Source organism: Shewanella sp. DNRA4, assembly GCF_012843185.1.
Taxonomy (GTDB): Bacteria; Pseudomonadota; Gammaproteobacteria; order Enterobacterales; family Shewanellaceae; genus Shewanella; species Shewanella xiamenensis.
Window position 1 is genome coordinate 134609 of record NZ_JABAIP010000014.1, and the last position, 24733, is coordinate 159341.

The 24733-nt window shown below is 46.4% G+C and carries 25 protein-coding genes; 6 read left to right on the top strand and 19 right to left on the bottom strand.

The window, feature by feature from the left end; translation table 11 throughout:
* Window positions 1-35: 35 nt before the first annotated feature.
* The 5 genes from HG547_RS16125 to HG547_RS16145 all read right to left on the bottom strand — a co-directional run bounded on the left by HG547_RS16125 (window position 36) and on the right by HG547_RS16145 (window position 6782).
* Window positions 36-977: a Dyp-type peroxidase gene (locus HG547_RS16125; protein WP_037414323.1), complete on the bottom strand. Its 942-nt coding sequence runs from the start codon at window positions 975-977 to the stop codon at window positions 36-38.
* Between the two features lie 203 nt (window positions 978-1180).
* Window positions 1181-2893 carry a gamma-glutamyltransferase gene (ggt, locus tag HG547_RS16130; protein WP_037428480.1) on the bottom strand — a complete coding sequence of 571 codons (1713 nt, stop codon included), beginning with the start codon at window positions 2891-2893 and terminating at the stop codon, window positions 1181-1183.
* A gap of 142 nt (window positions 2894-3035) precedes the next feature.
* Window positions 3036-4085: an ABC transporter ATP-binding protein gene (locus tag HG547_RS16135; RefSeq protein ID WP_169548390.1), complete on the bottom strand. Its 1050-nt coding sequence runs from the start codon at window positions 4083-4085 to the stop codon at window positions 3036-3038.
* Window positions 4082-5716: an iron ABC transporter permease gene (locus HG547_RS16140; RefSeq protein ID WP_169548391.1), complete on the bottom strand. Its 1635-nt coding sequence runs from the start codon at window positions 5714-5716 to the stop codon at window positions 4082-4084. The genes HG547_RS16135 and HG547_RS16140 overlap by 4 nt, the downstream gene beginning before the upstream one ends.
* Window positions 5717-5774: 58 nt before the next feature.
* Window positions 5775-6782, bottom strand: a complete 1008-nt coding sequence (locus tag HG547_RS16145; RefSeq protein ID WP_037414315.1) for a Fe(3+) ABC transporter substrate-binding protein — start codon at window positions 6780-6782, stop codon at window positions 5775-5777.
* A gap of 215 nt (window positions 6783-6997) precedes the next feature.
* Between HG547_RS16145 and HG547_RS16150 the strand changes: the two genes are divergently transcribed.
* Entirely contained in the window at window positions 6998-7417 is a 420-nt protein-coding gene (locus HG547_RS16150) for a hypothetical protein (protein WP_047538809.1), read from the top strand.
* 6 nt (window positions 7418-7423) lie between these two features.
* Here the strand turns inward: HG547_RS16150 and HG547_RS16155 are convergent, their stop codons facing one another.
* The 3 genes from HG547_RS16155 to HG547_RS16165 all read right to left on the bottom strand — a co-directional run bounded on the left by HG547_RS16155 (window position 7424) and on the right by HG547_RS16165 (window position 9556).
* A complete protein-coding gene (locus tag HG547_RS16155) occupies window positions 7424-8020 on the bottom strand; it encodes a glutathione S-transferase N-terminal domain-containing protein (RefSeq protein ID WP_169548392.1) in 597 nt (198 codons plus the stop codon).
* Window positions 8021-8091: 71 nt separating this feature from the next.
* Entirely contained in the window at window positions 8092-8841 is a 750-nt protein-coding gene (locus tag HG547_RS16160) for a ferredoxin--NADP reductase (RefSeq protein WP_144345375.1), read from the bottom strand.
* 109 nt (window positions 8842-8950) lie between these two features.
* Window positions 8951-9556, bottom strand: coding sequence for a DUF5610 domain-containing protein (locus tag HG547_RS16165; RefSeq protein WP_169548393.1), 606 nt, complete (start codon window positions 9554-9556; stop codon window positions 8951-8953).
* A 183-nt stretch (window positions 9557-9739) separates the two neighbouring features.
* On the opposite strand from HG547_RS16165, the gene HG547_RS16170 reads away from it, so the two are divergent.
* The 3 genes from HG547_RS16170 to HG547_RS16180 all read left to right on the top strand — a co-directional run bounded on the left by HG547_RS16170 (window position 9740) and on the right by HG547_RS16180 (window position 12187).
* The gene (locus tag HG547_RS16170) at window positions 9740-10333 is read left to right on the top strand and encodes a histidine phosphatase family protein (RefSeq protein WP_069453575.1); all 594 of its coding nucleotides are present in this window, start codon (window positions 9740-9742) and stop codon (window positions 10331-10333) included.
* Between the two features lie 11 nt (window positions 10334-10344).
* Window positions 10345-11835, top strand: coding sequence for an FMN-binding glutamate synthase family protein (locus HG547_RS16175; RefSeq protein WP_047538818.1), 1491 nt, complete (start codon window positions 10345-10347; stop codon window positions 11833-11835).
* A gap of 145 nt (window positions 11836-11980) precedes the next feature.
* Entirely contained in the window at window positions 11981-12187 is a 207-nt protein-coding gene (locus HG547_RS16180; protein ID WP_037414301.1) for a hypothetical protein, read from the top strand.
* A gap of 35 nt (window positions 12188-12222) precedes the next feature.
* On the opposite strand, the gene HG547_RS16185 is transcribed toward HG547_RS16180, so the two are convergent.
* Together HG547_RS16185 and HG547_RS16190 are read right to left on the bottom strand one after the other, a co-directional pair.
* A complete protein-coding gene (locus HG547_RS16185) occupies window positions 12223-12480 on the bottom strand; it encodes a hypothetical protein (protein WP_037414299.1) in 258 nt (85 codons plus the stop codon).
* A gap of 110 nt (window positions 12481-12590) precedes the next feature.
* Window positions 12591-14381 (bottom strand): ABC transporter ATP-binding protein/permease, encoded by a 1791-nt coding sequence (locus HG547_RS16190; RefSeq protein WP_037414298.1) that lies wholly within the window; start codon window positions 14379-14381, stop codon window positions 12591-12593.
* Window positions 14382-14884: 503 nt separating this feature from the next.
* On the opposite strand from HG547_RS16190, the gene HG547_RS16195 reads away from it, so the two are divergent.
* Entirely contained in the window at window positions 14885-15061 is a 177-nt protein-coding gene (locus tag HG547_RS16195) for a hypothetical protein (protein WP_011624090.1), read from the top strand.
* Between the two features lie 41 nt (window positions 15062-15102).
* Here HG547_RS16195 and aroG read toward each other — a convergent pair whose 3' ends face one another.
* The 5 genes from aroG to HG547_RS16220 all read right to left on the bottom strand — a co-directional run bounded on the left by aroG (window position 15103) and on the right by HG547_RS16220 (window position 19828).
* The gene (gene aroG, locus HG547_RS16200) at window positions 15103-16161 is read right to left on the bottom strand and encodes a 3-deoxy-7-phosphoheptulonate synthase AroG (RefSeq protein ID WP_169548394.1); all 1059 of its coding nucleotides are present in this window, start codon (window positions 16159-16161) and stop codon (window positions 15103-15105) included.
* A gap of 307 nt (window positions 16162-16468) precedes the next feature.
* Window positions 16469-17656 carry a hypothetical protein gene (locus tag HG547_RS16205; protein ID WP_169548395.1) on the bottom strand — a complete coding sequence of 396 codons (1188 nt, stop codon included), beginning with the start codon at window positions 17654-17656 and terminating at the stop codon, window positions 16469-16471.
* 118 nt (window positions 17657-17774) lie between these two features.
* On the bottom strand, window positions 17775-18122 hold the full coding sequence (locus HG547_RS16210) for a hypothetical protein (RefSeq protein ID WP_169548396.1): 348 nt from the start codon (window positions 18120-18122) through the stop codon (window positions 17775-17777).
* 106 nt (window positions 18123-18228) lie between these two features.
* Window positions 18229-19479 (bottom strand): ammonium transporter, encoded by a 1251-nt coding sequence (locus tag HG547_RS16215; protein ID WP_037414289.1) that lies wholly within the window; start codon window positions 19477-19479, stop codon window positions 18229-18231.
* Window positions 19480-19489: 10 nt separating this feature from the next.
* On the bottom strand, window positions 19490-19828 hold the full coding sequence (locus HG547_RS16220; protein WP_011071066.1) for a P-II family nitrogen regulator: 339 nt from the start codon (window positions 19826-19828) through the stop codon (window positions 19490-19492).
* 326 nt (window positions 19829-20154) lie between these two features.
* On the opposite strand from HG547_RS16220, the gene HG547_RS16225 reads away from it, so the two are divergent.
* Window positions 20155-20697: a hydrolase gene (locus tag HG547_RS16225; protein WP_047538833.1), complete on the top strand. Its 543-nt coding sequence runs from the start codon at window positions 20155-20157 to the stop codon at window positions 20695-20697.
* 37 nt (window positions 20698-20734) lie between these two features.
* Here HG547_RS16225 and HG547_RS16230 read toward each other — a convergent pair whose 3' ends face one another.
* The 4 genes from HG547_RS16230 to HG547_RS16245 form a co-directional block, all read right to left on the bottom strand.
* Window positions 20735-21469: a DUF1566 domain-containing protein gene (locus tag HG547_RS16230; RefSeq protein WP_169548397.1), complete on the bottom strand. Its 735-nt coding sequence runs from the start codon at window positions 21467-21469 to the stop codon at window positions 20735-20737.
* A gap of 97 nt (window positions 21470-21566) precedes the next feature.
* Complete coding sequence (locus HG547_RS16235; RefSeq protein ID WP_169548398.1) at window positions 21567-22376, bottom strand: hypothetical protein; 810 nt, start codon at window positions 22374-22376, stop codon at window positions 21567-21569.
* 134 nt (window positions 22377-22510) lie between these two features.
* Window positions 22511-23215 (bottom strand): LysE family transporter, encoded by a 705-nt coding sequence (locus tag HG547_RS16240; protein ID WP_169548399.1) that lies wholly within the window; start codon window positions 23213-23215, stop codon window positions 22511-22513.
* A gap of 102 nt (window positions 23216-23317) precedes the next feature.
* Entirely contained in the window at window positions 23318-24148 is an 831-nt protein-coding gene (locus tag HG547_RS16245) for an AraC family transcriptional regulator (protein WP_169548400.1), read from the bottom strand.
* Window positions 24149-24733 lie beyond the last annotated feature (585 nt).

Sequence of the window (24733 nt, forward strand, 5' to 3'; positions counted from 1 at the left end):
AAGGCTCAGTGCGTTTAGTCGCGATTTGCGAAGGGTTAATTATCGAATTGCATCAAAAAATCTAAGCTTGGGGCGAAAAACGACGAGCCAGTTAACGCACTGGTGAAGTGCATCAAGTGATCATGATTACCCGCACCATCACCAAACACCATGCTATGGAGCATCTTCTCGAAGTGATCCGGCGTGCGGCAGGTTGAAATAAACATCAAGCCTTGTTCTTTGAGCGAGCCGTAAGGCATGCTCTGGCGCAAAATCTCGATGGACTTGCCGTTTTCATCCTTGAGGTTTACCCGCTTGATATGGCTGGTTAATGGCTTATCTTCCGACTCGTATTCGATGTTGTCTTGCTTGGTACGACCGATAATATCTTCTTGCTTTTTAAGCGGTAATCTATGCCACTTACTCAAGTTGTGGGCGTACTTTTGTACGTGAATATAGCTGCCGCCCTTAAATTCAGGGTCTTCATCCCCAACCAAGGCAACCTCTTGGCGATGACGCCCTTTCGGGTTTTCGGTGCCATCGACAAAGCCCGTTAAGTCGCGACTATCCATAAATCTAAAGCCGCGCTCTTCTTCCACTAGCTCGACTAAGTCTTCGAACATTTGGCTGATTTCGTTGGCGACTAAATGCAAAATGTCGTAACGATCGCAACGAAGATGCACAAACAGATCGTATTCGATCGCAGGCGCCTCGCGGTTACCCGCCTGCATCGCCGGGAAAGGCTTAAGCATTTCGGGGCGAGCATCGGGATAGAGACTGTCCCAATAGTTGGCGCCTATGGCCACAAAACCATTGAATGCACTGTCGGAATACTGATCCGTCAACTCATAAATATACTGCGCAACGTTGGCAATACAGGGACGCAATTGCGATTCAACGTTATCGTTGTCGCTCGCATTAAACATCAAATAGACGCTATGTAAGTTTCCCTCTGCACACACACCTAACTGTTCACGCGGCATATTTTGAATATCCATCTGGTTATCACCCTGTTGTCGATTCATTTTCGGCAATATTATCCGCAACTTTACCTGAAAATGACATTAAGTAACGCACAGTTTGTCCGTCTTTGTGATGTAAAGGCCTTTTGAGGCTGAAATATAAAAATTGACGAGGCCATTACGCCTCGTCAATGTTGACTATCCTGCATTCGCTTCAGTAGAGCAAAACGAGTGATGCGTTAATATCCTGCGGCATAACCATCCTTTCGACTTTCGGATGCACCGCGGTAAACGCCAGTTTCAGCATTAAAGCCAATGGCTTGATAGCCACCGAAATCACCGAGAACATCGCGAAGCACATGGCCTTTCTTCATCAGCTCACGGCGAGTTTCGACGGGGAAGCCTGATTCAAGGCTCACATAGCCACCGTCATTCATTATCTCCCCCGTAGGCTCAGTCGAACCTGAGTGTAAAATTCTGGGGGCATCACCCGCTTCTTGCAAGTTCATTTTAAAATCAATCAGATTGATAATAATCTGCGCATGCATTTGCGGCTGCGTCGCTCCGCCCATCACCCCAAAACTGAGCCAAGGTTTACCGTCTTTGGTCACAAAGGCGGGAATAATGGTATGGAAGGGCCGCTTACCCGGCGCATAGGTGTTAAATCGACCTTCGGTGAGATCGAACATCTGCCCGCGATCTTGCAGCACAAAGCCGAGATCCGGCGGCGTCATACCTGAGCCCATGCCGCGGTAGTTACTCTGGATCAGCGACACCATGTTGCCGTCTTTATCCGCGGTAGTGAGATACACAGTATCCCCATGTTGCAGCGCAGGATTGCCCGCATCGACACTCTTAGCCGCCTTGTTTAAATCAATTAACTTGGCGCGATCGTAATTATACTGCTGCGAGATCAACTCTTTTACAGGCACCTTGTTAAAGGCCATATCGGCATAGAATTTCGCGCGATCGGCAAAAGCGAGTTTTTTGGCCTCTACAAATAAGTGCACATATTCGGGACTATTAAAGCCCATGGCGGCGACATCGAAGGGTTCCATGGTTTTTAAGATCTGTAGCGCGGCAATCCCCTGCCCATTTGGCGGTAACTCCCACACATCGTAACCACGGTAGTTGACCGATACGGGTTCAATCCAGTCACTGGTATGGCTGGCTAAGTCTTCATAACTTAAATAGCCACCTTGAGCCTTGATGTATTTATCAATACTTTTGGCAATGTCCCCCTTGTAAAAGGCATCGCGGCCGCCTTTAGCAATTTTCTCATAGGTGTTTGCCAGTGCAGGATTTTTGAAGATTTCGCCCACCGCAGGCATTTTGCCATTGGGCATATAAGTTTCTTTAAAACCGGGGAATTGAGCGAGCTTTTTACCGCTGCCCTCAAGGTAATAGGCAATCAACTCGGAGACAGGGAAACCTTCGCGGGCATAACGAATCGCTGGCGCTAAGTTATCGGCCATTGGTAACTTGCCGAACTTATCGTGCAGTTCGAACCATCCATCCACCGCACCAGGAACCGATACGGGTAGCGGCCCCAAAGGGGGCAAGTAGTCTAATCCGAGGGATTTTAGCTTCTCTAGCGTTAAGGATTTGGGGCTGCGACCGGAGGCATTAAGGCCATAGAGCTTTTTATCTTTAGCACTCCAGACGATGGCAAATAAATCGCCACCAACACCCGAGCCAGTCGGCTCGACTAAGCCCAGCATGGCATTCGCTGCAATGGCTGCATCCACAGCGCTGCCGCCCTGTTTTAATACATCAATCGCGACCTGTGTCGCCAGCGGTTGACTGGTCGCCGCCATTCCGTGGGTGGCATACACTTCTGAGCGCGTCGCAAAGGCTTTACCTGTGATCCTATCCATGGCTAACACTCCCGATGACGACATTGCTGTCGCCACTGTGACTAAGGTACAAATTGATTTTATTGTTTTTATCATAATTCCTCCCACTCTGGAGGAATTAAGGTAACAAGGAAGGCTGAAAATATCAGCAATCTAGGTGTTTTTTACCCAAGTTAAACGTAAGCAAAAATGTCATGCTTTCTGCTGACACACTGGCATATCGAGTGTGGCCTAGGCATTAAGACTCAAATAGCACTAGGGAATGTGGCTCAGTATTTAAGCCCACTCGCTGACCAACATTGAACTGCATAATTTGGCTACGCACTTCGACATAATGGGCGTGGGATGCCGCCTCGACTTTTACCCAATAATGGCAAAATGCGCCGAGGAAGCGCCGCTCGGTAATTGTCCCTACGCCCGCATCATCGGCACTGAGCGCCAATTGCTGTGGCCGCAAAAACACTTGGCCATTAAATGCATTAGACTTTGACAAGGGCGTGAGGCTTCGCAGCTCACCAATGGGAGTGACAACACGGTGGCCATCAACGACCTCGGCGGGTAAATAGTTGCCACTTCCCAGAAAATCAGCTACATAGCGGCTATTTGGTGCGGCATATAAGTCCTCAGCTCGGCCATGTTGTACTATCACACCTTGGTTAAAAATGGCCAAGGTATCGGCAAAGACGAAGGCCTCATCTTTGCTATGGGTAACAAAAACCGCACTAACATTACGCTGCTTTAGAATGCTGCGGATCTCCGCCATCATGCTGTGGCGCACCTGTGCATCGATATTCGAAAAAGGCTCGTCGAGTAACAGTAATTGCGGCTCATAGGCTAATGCGCGGGCAATCGACACCCGCTGCTGCTGACCACCTGACAACTCATGGGGATAACGCTTGGCTAAGCCTTCGAGTTTCACTAGGGCGAGCATGTCATCCAAGCGCGCCTTGCGTTGCGCGGCCGTTAATTTTGCTACGCCAAAGAGAATATTCTCGGCAACGGTCAAATGGGGGAACAAGGCATAGTCTTGGAAGATCATCCCTATCCCCCGTTGCTCACTCGGCACAAACTGCCCTGCACCGCTGACCGTCTTGCCATTAATTTGGATCTCACCTTGGCTGATAGCCTGCAAGCCAGCCACCGCCCTGAGCAAGGTGGTTTTGCCGCAGCCACTTGGGCCTAACAGCGCAAGGATTTCCCCCTGAGCTAGGGTTAAATCTAAGCCTTTGAGTACCTGTTGGCCCTGATAATCACTATGGACTTGATGAAGATTGAGCGTACTGGTCATCGGCTATCTTGCTCCAAAGAACGGTTTAAATAAATCAGCGGGACTAAACCCACGAGCACAATCACAATGGCGGGCAAGGCGCCATATTCAAGCTTTTCGTCTGAGACAAACTGGAAGACATAGGTGGCGAGATTCTCAAAACCTATGGGACGCAGCAACAATGCCGCCGGTAATTCTTTCATACTTTCGATAAACACCAGCAGCGCCCCGGCAAATAATCCCTTAGTGAGCAGCGGCAGATGCACTCTTTGGAGCAAACGTCGAGGGCTTTGCCCAAGTGTTAGACTCACCATGTCTAATGAGGGCGAGATGCGTTTATAGCTAGTCTCAACACTGCCAATCGCAATGGCCACAAAGCGCACACAAAAAGCAAAAACCAGCGCAGCCGTACTGCCAGTGAGCAAGAGCCCAGGGCCTGCCATCCCCAACCAATCGGCGACGTCGTTAATCGCAAAATCGAGCAGGGTTAATGGCACCAATACACCAATGGCAAGTACCGTTCCGGGTAAAGCATAGCCAGTTGAAGCCAAGCGCGATGGCAATGCATCACTCGTCCTTGGGCTCACACGGCGAATAAACATCAATATCAATGCAATCGCGCAGCACACTAGGCTAGTAATGAGTGCGAGACTCAAACTATTCACGCTCAATTGCCAGAAAATCGGATCCCAGCTCTGCTCAAAATAACCGATAGCGTAGGAGAGTAAAATTCCGCTTGGCAGCACAAAGGCCAGCAGTAACAAGGTGATGCAATAACCGAGGGCAAACAGGGTTTGCATCGGTGAGAGCCGATATAAATCGCTCACTTGAATGCGGGACTGTTTTTGGAATAACTGCTGCTTACGGCGGGCAAAACGCTCAACGCCAATCAAGCTAAACACCACGAGCAGGATAATGGCCGAGAGCTTTGCCGCGGCGGTTAAATTGCCATAGCCCAACCAAGTGTCATATACGGCTGTCGTTAAGGTTGGCACGGCAAAATAGTTAACCGTTGCAAAATCCGCTGCGGTTTCCATCGCCACTAATGCCACACCCACGGCCAAAGCGGGCCTTGCCATTGGCAAAGATAAGCGCCAAAAACTCTGCCACGGCGAGCAGCCCATGATCCTTGATGCATGCGCCAAGCTTAAGGATTGCTCCATAAACGCGGTACGCGCTAACAGATAAATATAGGGAAATAACACCAGCGATAACACACACGCTGCACCACCTAAGGTGCGAATATCAGGGAAAAAGTAATCCTGCGGAGAGCTCCAACCAAAGAGCGCGCGCAAACTCCTTTGTACTGGGCCGGCGTAATCAAATAAATCCGTATACACGTAGGCAACAATGTAGGCTGGCATGGCTAAGGGCAATAACAAAGCCCATTGCAAATACCGTCTACCGACAAATTCACAGCGCGCCATTAACCAAGCGCAGGGCAACGCCAGCAAGAGTGAGCCAATGCTCACCCACAGGATCAACCATAAGCTATTAGTGATGTATGTCGGTAATACAGTAGAAAGTAGATGACCAAAAACGGCCTCATCGGGCTGAGCCGCTTGAAGAAGTAACGCAACGAGGGGTAACACCAGTAGCACAGCTATGGCATAACCAGTAAGCGACCAGCTTCTGGCTAATCCTAAAATCATGTGGCTCCTTTAAAGCAAGTGCGCCAATCAAGGCGCACTTATCGATTTAACTGCCTAACTAGAGGTCAAACTGAACTTCATCTAACAATTTCACCGCCGCTTGGTGGTATTCCGCCAACTTGAAAATCGGCAACTTATCAGATTTAAACTCGCCCCAAGAGGCCACTAAGGTTGAAGGTGCAACATCCGCTTTTACTGGATATTCCATATTCACTTCGGCATAGGCTTTTTGCGCCACATCGCCAGAGAGGAATTCCATCAACTTGATAGCATTGTCTTTATTCGGCGCGTGGCGAGTGAGCACCATACCTGAAACGTTGACATGGGCACCGCGGTCAGCCTGATTAGGGAAATTAATCACTACGGCTTCAGCCCAGCTCTTTTGCTCTGGATCTTGCAGCATATTGCCATAGTAGTAGCTGTTACCAATCGCGATATCACATAGGCCTTCTTTTACCGCTTGAACCTGTCCGCGATCGTTACCTTGAGGCTTGCGGGCTAAGTTAGTTTTCACGCCCTGTAGCCACGTTTTCGTGTCCGCCTCACCGTGATGAGCAATCATCGAAGCCACCAAGGCGATGTTGTAAGGATGCTTACCGCTGCGAGTACAAATCTTACCTTTGTATTTAGGATCGGCGAGTTCTTCATAACTAATCGCTTGTGGGCCTAAGCGATCTTTTGCCGTATAGAGGTTACGAACACGCATCGTCAAGGCATACCATTGCCCATCCGGATCGCGGTATTGCGCGGGAATATTGCTATTGAGCTGCTCACTTTTCACGGGAGAAGTCAGATCTTTTTCGACTAATTCGACCAAACGAGAAAAATCTGAAGTTAACACTAGATCGGCGGGCGATAATCGACCTTCACGGGCAATACGTTCGGCAATCCCGTCTTTGGCAAACACCACATTCACGCCAATGCCTGTTTCTTCAGTAAAGCGCTTCAAGATGGGCTCAATCAAAAACGCTTGACGATAGGAATAAACCGTTAATTTTTCATCCGCATGTGCAGACTGTGCAACCGATATCAACCCAATTAAAGCGGCACAAGTTACCCATTTCATTCGCGATTTCTCCTCAAAATGATGACGTCAAACGTGAGTCGTTCTTAGACTAAAAATGATAATAGTTATCAGTTTCGCAAGAGTAATTGATCGACTGGAGGAGAGCAATAGTTAGTATAACTTTTTGTTTTTAATGAAATTAAGATATAAAAAGGCGAATTATCTCAAACCAAACTAAACTGAATCTTAATTTTTAAAAATAGTTGGGAGGTATTATGTTTAGCATGCTACTACTCTTCATTACCATTCTTGGACTAGCGATATTTATGACCTACCAAAATAGTCAAAAGCAGCACAAGTCGTTTGCCAAAACCACGAGTTTGGCAAAACGAGCAAAGCACGGAACGACGATATTGAATGCCTTCCACTGCGTGAGTATTGAAAACGAAGCTAATTGCTGCAAACAGGTCGATGCAATTAAAGGAAAACGCTTCCTGTCAAAAGAAGCGCCTGAAATTCCAATGAAAGGCTGCACCCAAAGCCAATGTCAGTGCCACTATAAACACTATGACGATAGGCGCCAAGCTGGTAACGATCGCCGAGTTGACTACGGCATGACTAAAGAGCTCTTCGGCGCATTTGGTGAACATAATCGCCGAGATAAGCCTAAAGGCCGGCGCTTAACCGACCATTGACAATATTTATTGTGGGCGAGTATCTACAAACGCAGGTAAATCACGCATTTCGCTAAACCAGATCGCAGTCGCTGGAGCAACTTTACGCCAATCGAGTTCAGGGTGTCTGAAATCCACATAATCCAACAAACAGATTAACGCTAACTGTGGCGCTTGTATGGTTGCTTGAGTAATCACGCTCTGATGCTCCATCTGCATCAACCCACGCAGCAGAGCCTGCTCAAAACGTGATGTCCAAAAAGCTGATCTCACCCCCTCATCTTCACGCATTTGCTCTTGGCGCAACTTCACCGCGCTGTCGATCAATCCCTTGATCATCGAGTACTGGCACTGCAATACCCAGTTATAAGGTTGACCGCCAAACATTTCCTGTGAACCTAATTCTGCGTCCAGATAACGCATAATCACTTCGCTATCGAAAATAGGCACGCCATCATTCGTGATCAGACAGGGAATTTGACCTAACGGATTTACATCAAGCAACTGTGCCGTATTTTCCATTGGATTAACGAGGACTTCTTCAATATCTTTAATCCCTAAATAATGGATTAAGCTACGAACACAGCGAGCATAGGGTGACGCAAGGGAGCAGAGCAACTTCATCAAAAAATCCTTCTAAATGACAACTATAAAGCAACGAATACTTTGGTAACGGATACTAAACACTCGCATTATTACCAATATTTTTCTACGGTAATTTGCCCAGGAGCACGGCGTAAATTTTTCGAGAGCCCCTTATCAAGCAATGCCGCTTGGGCGCCACTAATCATCCCAGGATTACCGCAAATCATCACCTGGGAATCCGCCGCACTTAAGGTTAATCCGACTTTTCGCTCGATTTCACCCGAGACTAAGCCATCGGGGATACGACATTGCAATGCGTCATCAAGCTTTTCACGGGTCACAGTTAAACACAGGATAAACTGATCTGGATATTGCATCGAATAAGCCTTTAGTTTATCGAGGTAGGCTAAATCTTTAGCTTCGCGCACGCCATAGACAAGTACGATCTTCTCAAAACGCTGCCAAGGTTCGGCGGTATCCAGCATGGATAAGAATGGCCCGATGGCCGTACCTGTGGCTAAAAACCATAAATGCCGACCTTGTAATTCTCCCTTTGGGATCTCATCTAAGGTCATAAAACCCGTTGCAGTTGGAGTGATTTCTATTTCATCACCGATGGTAAGATTCTGTAATTGTGGGGATAACTGGCCATCCTCTACAGCAACAGCCAAAATCTCGGCATAGGGTTTATCGGGAGAATTAACAAGGGAATAAGCTCTAGCGATACGCTTATCATCTTGCAGTTGACTGAGTTTAATAAATTGACCGGGAATAAAGGGAGCTAACTCGGCCGCTATCCGCAGTGAAAATAACTTGTCGTTCCAATCAATACGTTCAATAACGCGTCCCCTAGTCCACATAACTCGCCCTCAAGCAAAACGTTAAATAGGCTCCTAGCATAGACGGTTATTCACACAACAAAAACCCCTTATTGTAAGGGGCTTAAGAGTTAAGATATGCAAGATTAAATTAAGTGTTAGTCGCTTGAGTCTCATTTGATTTTTTATTAAAACTGTCCCTAAAGGCCTGTAATCCTTCTTGGACAAGCCCATAGGTTTTATCCACACCATCGGCAATATCGCCCTGCAGCACTTTAAGACCAGATAAAATATCCCTCGCCTCTTTAAAGCCATTATCGATAGCGCCACCAATGATGGTCATAAAGCTGTCGAGCTGTTCGTCAAAACTCATATTCGAATTTTGCTGCTGATGAACACTAAAAAATTGCGTCGCGAAACTCACAATACGATCGGCAGTGGCCTCGGGGGACGTATCGACACCGTTATCATAGGCGTTTTGAATCGCGTTCTCGCCCATAGAAGGAGCTAACTCTTTGTTTATCGCTTCGATTGCTGCGCGATAAAGCAAGGTCATAGATTGATCACCCGACTTTAGGCTTACATCTTCCTGCGCCGATAGAATCGCTTGATTCATTAACTGCTTACTGGTTTGCTGCGCCGTCTGTTTAGAGGTGGCATCCACATTTTTCGTCTTATCACTATTTGCCGCGTTTTCAGCATATTTACTGTGGGTCGAAGAAGTGCTCTGTACCTGTGCAGGGTTATTGATTTCCATGATGCTATTCCACTCAACTTGGGGAGACTTAATTATCGACCAAAATTTGAGCAACTTTAGCAGTTTTATAAATTGCAGTACCATTCATACTTAATGCAATGATACAAATAGAGAATAGGTTTGTTTGTTCAATACCATCCTAACCCCCTCTTAATACTCGCCCATAAAATAAGGATATAAGGCATGGCAATCGCCCAATATTTACATGGTTTTTTGCGGCATAATCGAAGAATCGGTTTCAATTCAGGAACGCTAATACAATCATTACTGATAAGTCTGCTATTCTTCGCCAGCATTGGACTTAGTCCGATCAATCAAGCTATTGCCGATAATCGATTAATCATTCTCGTAAGACATGCAGAAAAAGCTGATGAGCCCGCAGGCGATCCTCCCCTTTCAGCCAGTGGCAATATACGTGCTCAGGCGCTTATCAGCGCCTTAAAACGTACCCCCATTTCGCAGCTGATTGCGACCCAATATCAAAGGACTCAGCAAACCTTATTACCGATTTCAACGGAGCGGCATTTACCGATTACTGTGCTCGAGGCAAAAAAACCTCTCGAAACCCATATCCAACATATTGTTGAACAAGTACATGCGGTTAAAGGTAACAGCTTAATTGCAGGGCACTCCAACACCGTGCCACTTATCATCAAGGCTCTCGGTGGCCCTGAAATTACCAACATCAGTGAAGATGATTACAGCCAGTTGTTTTTACTTTCCATTAATGATGGACAACCTGCCAGCTTGATCTCCACCCGCTACGGCAATGAATAGAGGATAACAAGATGCACGAATTGAATTGGTTTATGTGGGGACTAGATCTCTTATCTGGGCTGTTTTTAATCATTATCGGTTTTGGCGCTCTAGCCATTGTCTACATGTACTTTGCTGACAAATTGCAAACCAAACAGGCAGTACGCCATAACTATCCTGTGATTGGTCGTTTTAGATATTTATTTGAGAAACAAGGTGAATTTTTCAGACAATACTTTTTTGCCCAGGACAGGGAAGAACTCCCCTTTAACCGCGCAGAACGAAGCTGGGTATATAGAGCGGCTAAAAATGTCGATAGAACGATAGCATTTGGCTCGACCCGGCCCTTGGACACGACTGGTACGATTATGTTTATGAATACCGCCTTTCCGACCCAAGATGAGGACATTACACCCATTCATCCGCTAACTATTGGCGCCGATTGCCGCGAACCTTACACCACTAATACCATTTGCCACATCTCTGCCATGAGCTTTGGCGCTCTGTCCCGCCCCGCTATAACAGCCTTATCCCATGGTGCAGCGCAGGCAGGTTGTTGGTTAAATACAGGTGAAGGCGGTTTAAGCCCTTATCATTTAAAGGGCGGCTGTGATTTAGTCTTTCAAATCGGCACCGCCAAATATGGCGTTCGTAACGAGCACGGCCATTTAGACGATAACAAACTCAAAACAATTGCAGCGCACCCTCAAGTCAAAATGTTTGAAATCAAAATGAGTCAAGGTGCAAAACCCGGTAAAGGTGGCATCCTACCTGGCGTAAAAGTGACAGAGGAAATCGCCCATATTCGCGGTATTCCACAGGGACAAGATTCCATCAGTCCCAACGGTCATATCGAGTTTAAAAATGTTGGCGATATTCTGGATATGATTGCCAGAGTGCGCGAAGTAACGGGTAAACCCACAGGAATAAAAGCCGTACTCGGCGACGTAACATGGCTTGAAGATTTTTGCGATGAAATTGAACGTCGTGGAGAAGCATCTGCTCCAGACTTTTTCACCTTAGATAGCGCCGATGGTGGAACAGGTGCCGCGCCGCAACCTTTAATGGATTGTGTTGGCCTACCGCTAAAAGAAAGTCTACCTATTTTGGTTAATGTATTGATTCAACGTGGACTGCGTAAACGTATCAAAGTGATCGCCTCAGGTAAACTCATTGTCCCTTCACGGGTCGCTTGGGCACTCGCCTTAGGCGCCGACTTTATCGCCTCAGCCCGTGGGAATATGTTCGCCTTAGGCTGTATTCAAGCATTGCAATGCAACAAGGACACTTGTCCCACTGGAATTACCACACACAATAAAAAACTTCAGCAAGGACTTGATCCAAAAGATAAATCTAACCGAGTTGCCAATTATAACCATAATCTACACCACGACTTGGCGCTAATAGCCCATGCATGTGGGGTAACAGAACCAAGGCAGCTCAAACCTTCCCATGTACGGATTGTTCTTGAAAGTGGCTTGTCGGTTTCACTGGATAAATATTATTCCCATATCAATCAATAATTAATAAATTTCCAGTGCATAACATACGACTTTCATCTAAAGTTAATTCAGCAATAACTAATTTGAATGTGTATCACAAAAGGAGTAAAATCCGTGATACACGCATTGAATTAAATCATTTCATATTTATTGTTAAGGAAACACTGTGAAATCTAGCTTTGTAAGCCAAATGTCTGACAGCAAAACTGCCAGCACAAGCTGTAAGAGCTGTAATCGCTTAACAGAGATCGAAGGCGAGCTGTTGTGTTTTCGTGAAGGTCAAGTCATTCGTCTGAAACGAATTGACGACTCGACCAATAAATTCAATCTGCTGTGTGAAGGTTGGAAGGCTGGAAAACCCAAGGGGATATAATTTTATATATCCTATTATTTCTCTCGTGATTCTGCTTAACAAACACCATGAATATCAGCGTTATATTCATTCGTTCCACGAATAATCCCAGCCAGTCCCATATCTAGATTCAGTTTGGCCAGCGTTAACCGTCTTGTTGTCACTTTCAGACCTGCATTGAGCTCAGCATGAATTCGTTGTAGCGAATCATAATCTACACCGCGCTTTTGAAGCGTTGCCATAATCGCAAACCAGTCTGTGCTGACTTTCTCTTCTCTGCCTTCAATATTGACTCTTAATGCCATATTTTCCATGCCAAGCACCTCTTATGATTATTTGCTTGGATTCGAGTATAGAGAGCCTTAGCTGAATAAAAACTGAATTGTCGCAACGCTATTAGACTTACAGCAAACGCTTTTGATAATTACACCAAGAGCTGTTGTTGTTCATTTTGTATCCGCCACAACTTAGCGTAAAGGCCGTCCTGGGCTAATAATGCTGTATGATGTCCCTGCTCAACAATTTCGCCTTTGCTTAAAACAACAATCTGATCAGCATCAACAATAGTCGATAATCGATGTGCAACCACTAAGCTGGTGTGTCCTTTGGCCACCTCGCGAAGGGCCGTTAAAATAGCCTGCTCGGAGCGACTATCGAGGGATGAAGTCGCCTCATCAAATACTAACACTGGCGATCCTTTTAAGATCGCGCGAGCAATCGCAACTCGTTGTTTCTCGCCACCTGAAAGTTTTAATCCCCGCTCACCCACTTTGGTATCCCAACCCTGTGAAAGTGAAGCAATAAAATCTTCTAAATGAGCGAGTTTAATAGCATCGCGCACTTCGTCATCACTCGCATCAGGGCGACCATAACGAATGTTCTCAACTAAAGAATCATTAAATAACACTGTATCTTGTGGCACTATCGCAATCGCTCTGCGAAGCGCATCTTGTGTTAACTGGCGAATGTCGTGCCCATCAATCAAAATACGTCCTTGCTCTACATCGTAAAAGCGGAACAATAGTTTGATTAATGTGGATTTTCCCGCACCGCTATCCCCAACCACAGCGACCTTTTTACCCGCTGCAACTTTAAAACTAACATTACGCAGTATGGGTCTGTCATCATAGTTAAAACTGACCTGCTCAAAACTGAGCTCGCCACGGGAAGGGTGAAAATCTAATGCATCGGGTTTATCTATAATACTAGGGTGTTTATCCAGCAAACTGAACATCCGCTCGATATTGGCTAAAGCGCCACGGATCTCACGGTAGACAAATCCCAAGAAGTTTAGCGGCATAAAGAGCTGCATCATAAAAGCATTGATCAGCACAAAGTCACCTATGGTCATTTCATTGTTGGTCACTTTATAAGCCGCTAACGCCATCATCGCCGTCATCGCTAAGGCAATAATCAGCGCCTGCCCGCCGTTGAGGGCAAAAAGCGATAAACGATTCTTACGCTTAGCGACTTCCCATTGTTCTAGGGCCTGATCGTATCTATCCGATTCATATTTCTCGTTATTAAAATACTTCACGGTTTCATAATTCAGCAGGCTGTCGATAGCGCGGGTATTAGAGAGGGAGTCGGCCTTGGCGGCATCGCGCACATATTCGGTACGCCACTCGGTAGCAATGACCGAAAACCAAATGTAGGCCATCACGGAGGTAAAAGTGATCGCAGCAAAGGCAAGTCCATAATTAAAAAAGAAAATGCCAATGACCATAGCAATTTCTAACAGCGTCGGCACTATGTTAAACACCATAAAACGCATCAAAAAGCTCACGCCACTGGTGCCACGTTCAATGTCTCGCGATAAACCGCCCGTGCGTCGCTCTAAGTGAAAATCCAAATCGAGGCGATGTAGGTGATCAAACACCGCAAGGCCTAAACGCCGAATAGCCCGCTCTGTTACTCGACCAAATAAGGTATCGCGAATTTCCCCCGTAATGGCAGTTAACAGTCGTACTGCGCCATAGGCCAATACTAAGCCGATAGGCACACTCAAGGCCTGCGCTGTTTTATTAACATCTAAAGTATCGACTATATCTTTGAGAATAAACGGCAAACCGACACTAGCAAGCTTAGCAACAATAAGGCAAGACATAGCCAATGCCACCCGCCCCTTATATTCAAGCAAATAGGGCCAGAGCAATTTAATCACATGCCAATTGAGCTTATCGATGGGACCTTCAAAGTACAGTGTTGGACGCATATATCTAAACCTTTGCCTAAGTCGGTCAATTGTAACAGCATGGCGAATAATAAAGTGAATCAAAGGATAAAGTTTTAATAAAATCAATCAGATTTTTCTGACAGACAAACCACTTGTCACTTGGCACAATTACCACTTATACCAGCTGCCGGTACTGAAGTAATGAGACATCTTTAATTAGATATACGCATAGAAGTGCCTCGATATAAAAATGTCACACTAACGACTTACCCTAGGAGAAATCACTAAGGGCTTATTAACGATAAGAAATGCCGTAGTTGCAAGGTTTTATCCGAATAATGAACGCTAAAATAGGCTGCGATAACATGGATTGGAGTGTTGATTATTTTGTCGGTTTTACCCAAAATGCCCCATGGACTTAAGTTCACTAGCAGCAGGATTTGCAAACCTCTGGCCGCAGCAGCGAGCGAAGCAATATGCTCTGTACTCGTTTTGCGATAACACTAAGATAACTCAAATAAATCAAGATCGAAGGATGCTTTATGTTGGATTCAGCCAAAGTTCAATACCCGCCGTTACCACTGATCCAAACTTGGGTGTGGATGATGATCGAGTCAGGGAATCCAGAAATTCAGGACAAAGGCCGAAATAATCTGATTGCCGCTTTTGGTAGCTTAGCCAAAGCGAACGAATATTTAGCCGAAATGAGCAAAAAATAAAGGCGCTGGGATAGCGCCTTTGTTTTTGATCTTTAAGCGTATTAATCGCGCTGACGACGCTCAATAACACTTTGATTTAGCACTGAGAGCAAACGTTCTGTATCGTCCCAACCAATACAAGCATCCGTGATACTCTGACCATAGCATAGTGCTTGGCCTTCAATCAGATCTTGACGTCCTTCCACTAAGTGGCTTTCAACCATCACACCGAAAATCGCCTTATTACCCGATGCGACTTGCTCAGCAACATCGTTGGCAACCTCCATTTGGCGTTGATACTGTTTGCTACTGTTGGCATGGCTAAAATCGATCATGATATTGTCGACCAACTTCGCCTTTTTTAACTGCTCGCTAATTTGCGCCACATGGGCTGCGCTGTAATTAGGCTCACGGCCACCACGCAAAATGATATGGCAATCCGGATTACCTTTAGTCGACACAATCGCCGAATGGCCAAATTTGGTCACAGATAAGAAGTGGTGCGGCGCATTTGCGGCACCAATGGCATCAATCGCCACCTTAATCGTGCCATCGGTGCCATTTTTAAAGCCGACAGGACAAGATAGCCCCGAGGCCAACTCACGGTGCACTTGGGATTCTGTGGTGCGCGCACCAATGGCGCCCCAGCACATCATATCCGCCACATACTGCGGGGTAATCATATCGAGAAACTCACCCGCGGTCGGCATGCCAGAGTCATTCAAATCGACTAAAAGTTTACGCGCAGTACGCAAACCATCGTTCAGTTTGAAGCTGTTATCCATATAAGGATCGTTAATGAGCCCCTTCCAACCCACTGTGGTACGCGGTTTTTCAAAATACACTCGCATCACCACTTCGAGCTGATCTTGATAACGTTCTCTTAGCGCAACCAGTCGCTGGCCATATTCCAATGCAGCTTTAGGATCATGAATAGAGCAAGGTCCAATAACGACTAACAAACGATCATCTTGACGAGCGAGAATGTTATGGATGCTTTGACGGGCGTTAAACACAGTTGCAGCAGCGTTTTCGGAAGCAGGAAATCGTTCAAGAATCGCAATCGGTGGAAGTAACTCTTTGACTTCATTAATGCGAACGTCATCATTTTGGTAATACATAATTTACTGCTCCCACTCTCGTGTTTAGGCTATTTTTATCGCTGCAATAGGGATCTCGACTGCAATACTGAATTCAATTTATCCAGTCTGCGCCGCTAATGCAACCAAGTTGTCTCCATTTCAACAAATCAGCTATAAGGTCTTGTTTTAACATATTTTTAAAAAATACAAATTCAAATATTTCAATGTGATATGCAAACTAAAGCCAAGCAAGTGTTGGGGTTGGAAGCAAGCGGTGATGAAAGCGGAAATAAAAAACCTCCTTTATCAGGTATTAGGCACAAACAAAGGAGGTTGAGTTAAGAATTTAGTGTTGCTGCATGGCCTGTAACTTGGCCTGATAACGATGCTTATCTGTGGCTTCGTGGCTAAGTGCCACCGCCTTTTCCATATTCTGTTTAGCGCGTTTTTCATCCCCCAGCGCCCAATAGGTGCGTGACAGACCAAAGAAAAACTCATGGCGATAATCGGCCTTATCAACCGCCCTTTGATACCAAGCGAGCGCCTCACGGTATTGATGCTCATCGTAGGCCTGCTCACCCATATCGTAGTAGTAATAAGGGTTACGAATACGCGCTAATTCAAGCACTTTATGGATCTGTGCCCACTCATCTAAACGCCCCTGTTCACCTAAGATCACCGCTAAGTTATAGAGGGTCGTCATATCATTAGCATCAAACTTAAGGGCGTAGCGATAAACTTGCTCTGCACGTTGCTCATCGCCCTTGTGGCGATAAATCACGGCTAAGGTGTTGAGTGCAGGGATAAAGTGTCCAGATTTTAAACCCGCTTTAATCAGCGCATAGGCGCGGTCTAAATTCCCTTCGACCAAGGATTCGGCGGCCATATTGTTATAGAACATACTGGTTAAGGTCTGGCGATTGATTTGCACTTTGTTGTAGCCTCGCAGGGCGCGCTCGGGCATAAAGTCGACCAAAATGGCATGGGTCGACACATAAACCGCATGCACGCTTGAAGCGGGTAGCAAGCGCAGATTGACATGGCCATTGATCAGATAAAACTCGCCCTGTTTGTCCCATACGGGTTCAATCGCAATATCCTGAAACTCAGTGCCAATCTTAAAAATATCCGCTAGCGCCGATGTCATCACCACCAACGACATACAATTCCCCGCACGCTGGGCGTAGGTTTCGCTGGCGGTTTGAGTCAGATTATCTTGATAGTGAAAGTCGCTGTGGCCACCATCTTGGTTAGCATTGATATAACTCGCTAACCATTCGTGCACCGCGACGGGATTTTTCGTCGAGAAGCTATAGCGATCGTAGGCACGCCGGACATCGGCTACCACAGAGGGCGGAAGACTAAAAATATCCTCGACGCTAGGAATATTATTAACCGGTGTAAACAACGAATCGGCAAACAGGGCATCTATCTCATTATCACTAGGTTTGGGAGCTGTCGAGCTGCAACCCCATAATAGTAAAAGTAATAATGAGTAGAATATACCGCTAGAGATGGTGCGCAGTTGTATCATGATACGTCCCCCAGACCATAAGGCTCCTATTTGAGCTTATTACACTTGGCCAAAAAGACGTCATTAAATGGTTACAAAAAATCACGACCTGTCGCATAGGATTGCGGCAGTTTGAGAGTTAACGCTGCGCCGGAGGGTCAACCTTGATATACACATCCTGCTGCTGATAACGGTAAGGACGATAGTTATCTTGGCCACAGCGAAAGTAACGGTATGGCTGCATCTGCACGATACACCCAAGGGGCAAGGCTTGCAGAATTTGAATTTGCTCCTGTCTTCTCAAAGACTCCTGCCATTCATAATCTTTCAGCACTTGGTCGCGAACAGCAAAAGCATCGAAAGGCTTATCCGAGCGAGTCACCACAACTTGCCCCGCAAAAGTGGGCAAGGCTAAGAGAGCACTCAGCATACTCCCGAGCAAACAGGTACGTCTAAGTGGTGCGGTGAGATCCGAGATTAAGCGCATCGTTAGCTCCTTGTTGCGGTGCAAGTAGAATCGAATACCCATAAAAAAAGCAGAGCACTTGGCTCTGCTTTACTATCCTCTTATCCCTTAGAGGCATCAAGTCATATCAGCCTGCACTTTTGACTGTCACAAACTCTGGGTAAGCGTCGATACCGCAATCAGATGCATCCATACCGTTATATTCTTCTTCCTCAGAAACGCGGATACCCATGGTCATCTTCAGCACAAACCATACCGCAAATGACGCGCTAAATACCCATGCGAAGATAATCGCTGCACCAGTTAATTGCGCTGTAATAGTGGCGTCGGCATTTGATAACGGCACACACATTAAACCGAGGAAACCTGCCACGCCGTGCACCGAAATCGCACCAACTGGATCGTCGATCTTAATGCGATCTAAGCCCACAATTGAGAACACCACTAAGCCACCAGCAACTAGGCCAATCACACCCGCCATCAGCAGTGAAGGCGACAGCGGATCGGCGGTAATTGCCACTAAGCCCGCCAGAATACCGTTGAGGATCATGGTCAAATCTGCTTTACCCCAAATCATTTTGCACACAACGAGGGCAGAAATAGCACCAAAAGCGGCCGCGGTGTTGGTGTTCACAAAGACTTTAGCGACAGAGCTAGCGTTAGCCGCATCTGAAACCATCAACTGTGAGCCACCGTTGAAACCAAACCAGCCCATCCATAGAATAAACATCCCTAAGGTTGCCATTGGCAGGTTAGAGCCAGGGATTGGGTTGACTTGGCCGTTAGGGCCATATTTACCCTTACGAGCACCGAGCAGCAACACACCAGCGATAGCCGCAGCAGCACCTGTCATGTGCACAATACCGCTACCTGCAAAGTCTACAAAGCCTAAGCTAGAGATAAAGCCTTTACCCCAAGTCCAGTAGCCTTCAACGGGGTAGATAATGCCTGTCATCACCACGGAGAAGAATAGGAAAGCCCATAACTTCATCCGCTCCGCCACAGCGCCAGAGACAATCGACATCGCCGTTGCCACAAACACCACTTGGAAGAAGAAGTCTGATTCTAAGGCATGGTTTGCATCACTAGCTTGTGAGCCAATCAGCGTACCGAGTGAAGGCAACCAGCCACCTTCAGCATTGTCGACATACATAATGTTGTAGCCAACCAATAGGTACATCACACAGGCAATCGCATATAACACCACGTTTTTAGTTAAAATTTCGGTGGTATTTTTAGAGCGTACTAGGCCGGCTTCGAGCATGGCAAAACCCGCTGCCATCCACATAACTAAGGCGCCAGAAATCAAAAAATAAAAGGTGTCGAGTGCAAAGCGCAGTTCAGAGACTGTCACGCCTAATTTTGTTAGTTCTTCCATCTTCCGCCCCCTATAGCGCTTCAGTGTCGAGTTCACCCGTACGAATACGGATGGCATGTTCTAAGTCGATAACGAAAATCTTGCCGTCACCAATTTTTCCCGTATGAGCCGCGGTGGTAATCGCCTCAATCAGCATGTCGAGATTTTCTGCTTTAGTGGCAATTTCTAGTTTTACTTTTGGTAAAAAATCCACCTGATACTCAGCGCCACGGTACAACTCTGTGTGCCCCTTTTGACGGCCAAAACCTTTAACCTCGGTCACCGTCATCCCCTCAATACCAATTCCGGCGATAGCTTCACGGACATCATCCAATTTAAATGGCTTGATGATAGCGCTGACTAGTTTCATCCTGACCTCCAAAAAAACGCGATTGTTATTAACTTGTAGCCAAGATAATTCAATCATTAGGCCAGAATTTTAATTTATTGATTTAAAAGAAATAATAAAGAATACACTTGAATTAGCCGATTAAAAATGCACCAGACTTGTGCAAGCGTTGAGGCAGCGCACTCTTTTAGTGAGCAATTTAAGTGCACGGCATATTCGACTTTTGCCCTATTGGTGAGGCTGCTCAATTAGGGTTTACTAACAGTGTAAAAAACACACAATTCACAAAATAAGCAGAGCAATCGCTAAACGATGCCTTTATTCCACCCGCGCAGAAGGAATACCCGATGTTAAAACCCGAAGAATGTGTACTCGTTATCGTCGATGTGCAGGGAAAGCTCGCTCAGATCATGGATAACTCAGCCAAGCTTCATCAGCAGTTGAGTACACTCATCCAAGGCGCGCAGCTGTTTGAAATTCCTATCCTTTGGCTCGAACAATTACCCGCCAAACTAGGCTCGACCACTGAAGAGTTAAAAACCTTACTCGAAAAAACGGGCTCGCCCATTGCCAAGCAACACTTTAGTGGTTGGTATTGTGATGAATTTGCTAATGCGTTAACCCAAACTCGGCGGAAACAGGTGTTGCTCGCGGGGATAGAAACCCATGTTTGCGTATACCAGACTTGCCGTGATCTGCTCGATCAGCACTACTCAGTGCATGTCGTTGCCGATGCCGTTTCTTCCCGCAGCGTTGACAATAAACAGCTGGGCATTCAAATGATGACCGCCAAGGGAGCCACGCTGACCAATGTGGAGTCACTGTTATTTGAACTGCAACACGATGCCCAAGGCGATCGATTTAAAGCGCTGATTAAGTTGATTAAATAAGGCGAAAAGAGAGCTTGTTCAAGCTCTCTTTAGCGGGTCAAAACGCGGCGACACAAACAGCAAATTTGGCACTATTGGCATAACTGCGAAAGCTATAACCGCTGGGGGCGACCGAGATAATGCCGACCTCGAATTCGGTCTCATACACTGTGCTAGACCAAGAAGGGATTGTCGAGCTCCACTGCGCACGTTGATAGGCTGCGCGACTCTCACCATCCCCATAGAGGGTATTTAACTCCTGCTCCGTTGGCCTGCGCCAATTGTCTTTACCTGCAAACTCGATTGAGGCCAATTTTTGGCACCAGCGGTCAAACTGACCGTTAACACCAACCTTGGCCTCATTGCCCTTGGCCGCTTCGGTGCCGGGTAAGATAACGCCCTTACCGTCCTGACGAAACTGCACATATTCTCCTCGGCTTGGGCCAAACACAAATTCCTCCTGTACATAAAATGTCATCGCATAGGAATCGCCACTGTTGTCGGTATCATCTTGTTTTAAGTAACCCAAGGCGTTCATCACAGCGATAGAAGGCGAACTGCTAAACCATTTAGTTTGGCGATCACTTTTATCGTAAAGTGCTTTGATTTTTAAGCAGTTGGTTGATGCCAGAGTGCGGTCGTTATTGTCTAGGCCGCCATCAAAGCTAGTATCGATTGGCGTACCTTCGACATGGCCGCACAGGGGAATTTGCTCTTTTTGGCGACATTCAGTTAGTAAAAACAACAGCACTATGGCAGTGCCGAAAACGGCGATTTTGGCGGGATTAATCATCACAACAAACCTAAATCCTGTGTTGATAAAAGACAGCTACAGGCAACCTCGATGGCATTCGCATCAGGGAATTGCCTTAAGCGAATGACCAATAAAGCTATAGCGCCTTAATCACAGGCTCCTGTACCAGCAATTGATCGTTTTTGTAGACATAAAGTCTACCCACAGGACTCTCTTCGGCGCTGAGCACTATCACATCGCAAACATAGCGATAGGGACCACTTTTAAACTGGAAGGAATGATTACCGCCAGTTCCCTCGCGCACCAATTGACCCTTTTTGAGGACTAAATCAGGTTTCTCGCTTAGGGATTTACCCTTTGCCCAAGCGGCATAACGGTATTGGTTATTATCGATGGCATCGACACGTATGGTAAATCGCGCGGTTTCCCACGCGAGTACTGGGCTAGCAAATTCGCGCACACTCTCGTGTAGCATCAATTTTTGCTGCGCGATTAGCTCGTCTCTTAATTTGGCTTCCTTTGGGCTTTGATAATTAATGCCCGAGATTTTGCCATCAAAGTCCAACCAGACACTGCCGTGATCGAGCATAATGCCGCGCCAGCCCATAGTCTCCCAGTTGTTCTCTGTGGTCGAATTGGCAATTTGACTCAGCAACTTGCTATCAAAGACTTGCTGGAATCTCGTCAGCATTTGCTGTGGATTTTGTATATCGGGGAGCGGATATTCCCGCTTGAGAGGATAAGCAATCTGCTTGGCAATCGCCTGACGATCACCCGCCTTGGCCGCATCAATCAAAGCTTGCACCTGCGGCACATATTCCGCTTCTAGTGCGGCCAAAGCCTGTGGCGCAAGGCTTAGACTCCCCAGCAGCAAGCCTGCAAAAAGCCCTAAGCGCGAAAGTCGATGAATAGCTGAATATGTTCGAGAATACAGAGCATGAGGCATGGCTTATTCCTTTAAAGTCAAAAACATCCAAATTAAGACTTGGCAAGGATAGCATAGCTAAGGTGGGATAAACATAAACAATCCCATCCAAGCCTATGTGTTAAAAGCCGAATCACAGCCTCGCTCAGTTCTCATTAAGCCAACAGCAAATTAGACACTATCGCTACCGCCACCGACATAAAGATCAGCCCAATCACCCCATCGATGATAGGCGTCAGTCGTTGCAACTTTTGCTGCACCTTGGCTTTTGAGAGCATGAGAGCCAAAAAGCCAAACCACAGCAGTGACAACACAAATAACATTAATGCGGCAGCGACTTTAGTCACGGGCGTCACGCTGGGGGTAATCAGGGCAGAGAATAAGGTTAAGAAAAACACTAAAGCTTTAGGATTCAATAAATTGGTATAAAGCCCTCTCATAAAACCCTGTTTAGCTGACAAAGCGTTGACCGCGCCCGCCATTGACATATCAGCGCTGTTTTCCGATGTCGTTGTGAATCCAGAAGGATCGGCGCCCTCACTGTTTAATAGGGTTTTGGGTTTACTGAAAAAAGCCACCGCGGCCTTTAGTGCGCCAAATCCCATCCACGCCAAGTATGAAGCACCCAGCAATTGCACTAAGAGATACAAGGTATGGGAGCTTTTAATCACTAAACTAACGCCAGTTAAACTCAAAATGGTATGGGCTAAAATCGCCGCCGATATCCCGACCGCCGTGGCGATTGCGGTGTTTCGTGGCTGTGAGGTGGCAATCTTCACCATAATGGCAAAATCCGGCCCGGGGCTCACTAAGGCAACACAATGAATAACGGCTAAAGTGACTAACAGGGATACATCCATCAATACGGCTCCGCAAAACAAGAAAAACAGAAAGTCCAGTATGACTAAATAGCCAGAGCTTGCATTGTAATAAATTGCACGCCGCTAATTTTCCAAGACAAATTAAAGCATGCGCCGCTGAAATTGAACCGGTGAGAGTAAAAAGGCCTGCTTAAACGCCTTATTTAGATGACTCTGGTCGAAAAAGCCTAACTGCTGCGCCACATCCGCCACTAAGGCGCCATGGGTTAAGGACTTTTTAGCTAACTCTAATCGCACCCGCTTAACGTAGGCATGGGGCGTCATCCCCGTAGCCTGTTTAAACTGCCTTAAAAACTGAAACTTACTCAGATTAACCTCATTGGCTAAACCTTCAAGCTGAGTGTTTTGCCAAGGTTCATCGTGGATTTTCTGTTTGATTCGATTTAACTGCTGCCATGATAGCCCCCTATCCTGCTCAACTTTAAGCACTCCTGCCGGATGGCGCGTTAATAATAGCTGCATAAAATTCAGCAGATGGGACTCGGCCGCAAGCTCAGAACATTGGCCTTGGATAAGCAAATCATGCAACTGGATAAAGTACTGATATAACGCGGGGTCATCCACCATAGGTGCATTAAAGAAATGGGCCTTCAGCCCTAACTCTAGGCTGATACCATTCATATATTCCACGGGGATCGACATCACCTTAACCCGATAACCTTCGGCGTCGCAGCTTTGTCCATCGTGGGTTTCATCGGGATTGAGGGTCGATAGCCCATGTCGTCCTAGCTGATAATGGCAGCCCTTATTGATAAATTGCTGTGCCCCTTGAGTCACCACGCCTAAGTGATAATCCAGATGCACGTGTTTATCAAAACTGAAATGGGTAAATTCCGCCTGACTCAGTTCAATGCCCGAGAGACTGGGATGGCGCCAGTAATTGATATTTTCAACGGGAGTCACACGGCTCATAGGACAAGCTTAATCTCACAGGGCAAACACAACTTTAGATACTACTCATTCTAGCCGCCGAGCTCTTGGTCGGAATAGTAAATTATTGCAGCGCCCTCCCAAAAAATGCCAAATGGCGGATGAGTGCGAATGACTGCCGTGGCCGTCTTGTGCCTCAATGGCATGGCCTTCGCTATTTATAGAAGCCACTGCGACCGTGTTCGATAACGCTTTAAACCACAAAGCAAAGTAATTGTGTTAGTTCAATAAAGTAGTGTTTTAGGTCAATGTTAGTTATATCAGCGGGCAATGCCAGTGAGATCACATGGTATAACGGCTCATGATCGTGCTTGATGTTTAACGTCCTAAAGTCACCCTTGCGCTAAGTGACAGAGCCCTTTCAATGGGGAAATAACGCAAATACTCGCCATTGGGAGCCTATTGTTCAAAGGTAGTGTTATCCCTTTAAATAACTCTGAGTAGTGTCATCTGCCAGCGTTGCACATTGTGCATTCACCTCGTTGGTAGAAGAAGCGGTAACGGGAGTGGCTAATGCCATGATTAAACTTCAGGAGATAACGGCAGCGATCCGTTTAATATTCATCA

What these genes read in the sequence shown, in the direction of transcription:
- HG547_RS16125 (WP_037414323.1), bottom strand. Translation starts at nt 977, where the DNA reads ATGGATATTCAAAATATGCCGCGTGAACAGTTAGGTGTGTGTGCAGAG.
- ggt (WP_037428480.1), bottom strand. Translation starts at nt 2,893, where the DNA reads ATGATAAAAACAATAAAATCAATTTGTACCTTAGTCACAGTGGCGACA.
- HG547_RS16135 (WP_169548390.1), bottom strand. Translation starts at nt 4,085, where the DNA reads ATGACCAGTACGCTCAATCTTCATCAAGTCCATAGTGATTATCAGGGC.
- HG547_RS16140 (WP_169548391.1), bottom strand. Translation starts at nt 5,716, where the DNA reads ATGATTTTAGGATTAGCCAGAAGCTGGTCGCTTACTGGTTATGCCATA.
- HG547_RS16145 (WP_037414315.1), bottom strand. Translation starts at nt 6,782, where the DNA reads ATGAAATGGGTAACTTGTGCCGCTTTAATTGGGTTGATATCGGTTGCA.
- HG547_RS16150 (WP_047538809.1), top strand. Translation starts at nt 6,998, where the DNA reads ATGTTTAGCATGCTACTACTCTTCATTACCATTCTTGGACTAGCGATA.
- HG547_RS16155 (WP_169548392.1), bottom strand. Translation starts at nt 8,020, where the DNA reads ATGAAGTTGCTCTGCTCCCTTGCGTCACCCTATGCTCGCTGTGTTCGT.
- HG547_RS16160 (WP_144345375.1), bottom strand. Translation starts at nt 8,841, where the DNA reads ATGTGGACTAGGGGACGCGTTATTGAACGTATTGATTGGAACGACAAG.
- HG547_RS16165 (WP_169548393.1), bottom strand. Translation starts at nt 9,556, where the DNA reads ATGGAAATCAATAACCCTGCACAGGTACAGAGCACTTCTTCGACCCAC.
- HG547_RS16170 (WP_069453575.1), top strand. Translation starts at nt 9,740, where the DNA reads ATGGCAATCGCCCAATATTTACATGGTTTTTTGCGGCATAATCGAAGA.
- HG547_RS16175 (WP_047538818.1), top strand. Translation starts at nt 10,345, where the DNA reads ATGCACGAATTGAATTGGTTTATGTGGGGACTAGATCTCTTATCTGGG.
- HG547_RS16185 (WP_037414299.1), bottom strand. Translation starts at nt 12,480, where the DNA reads ATGGAAAATATGGCATTAAGAGTCAATATTGAAGGCAGAGAAGAGAAA.
- HG547_RS16190 (WP_037414298.1), bottom strand. Translation starts at nt 14,381, where the DNA reads ATGCGTCCAACACTGTACTTTGAAGGTCCCATCGATAAGCTCAATTGG.
- HG547_RS16195 (WP_011624090.1), top strand. Translation starts at nt 14,885, where the DNA reads ATGTTGGATTCAGCCAAAGTTCAATACCCGCCGTTACCACTGATCCAA.
- aroG (WP_169548394.1), bottom strand. Translation starts at nt 16,161, where the DNA reads ATGTATTACCAAAATGATGACGTTCGCATTAATGAAGTCAAAGAGTTA.
- HG547_RS16205 (WP_169548395.1), bottom strand. Translation starts at nt 17,656, where the DNA reads ATGATACAACTGCGCACCATCTCTAGCGGTATATTCTACTCATTATTA.
- HG547_RS16210 (WP_169548396.1), bottom strand. Translation starts at nt 18,122, where the DNA reads ATGCGCTTAATCTCGGATCTCACCGCACCACTTAGACGTACCTGTTTG.
- HG547_RS16215 (WP_037414289.1), bottom strand. Translation starts at nt 19,479, where the DNA reads ATGGAAGAACTAACAAAATTAGGCGTGACAGTCTCTGAACTGCGCTTT.
- HG547_RS16220 (WP_011071066.1), bottom strand. Translation starts at nt 19,828, where the DNA reads ATGAAACTAGTCAGCGCTATCATCAAGCCATTTAAATTGGATGATGTC.
- HG547_RS16225 (WP_047538833.1), top strand. Translation starts at nt 20,155, where the DNA reads ATGTTAAAACCCGAAGAATGTGTACTCGTTATCGTCGATGTGCAGGGA.
- HG547_RS16230 (WP_169548397.1), bottom strand. Translation starts at nt 21,469, where the DNA reads ATGATTAATCCCGCCAAAATCGCCGTTTTCGGCACTGCCATAGTGCTG.
- HG547_RS16235 (WP_169548398.1), bottom strand. Translation starts at nt 22,376, where the DNA reads ATGCCTCATGCTCTGTATTCTCGAACATATTCAGCTATTCATCGACTT.
- HG547_RS16240 (WP_169548399.1), bottom strand. Translation starts at nt 23,215, where the DNA reads ATGGATGTATCCCTGTTAGTCACTTTAGCCGTTATTCATTGTGTTGCC.
- HG547_RS16245 (WP_169548400.1), bottom strand. Translation starts at nt 24,148, where the DNA reads ATGAGCCGTGTGACTCCCGTTGAAAATATCAATTACTGGCGCCATCCC.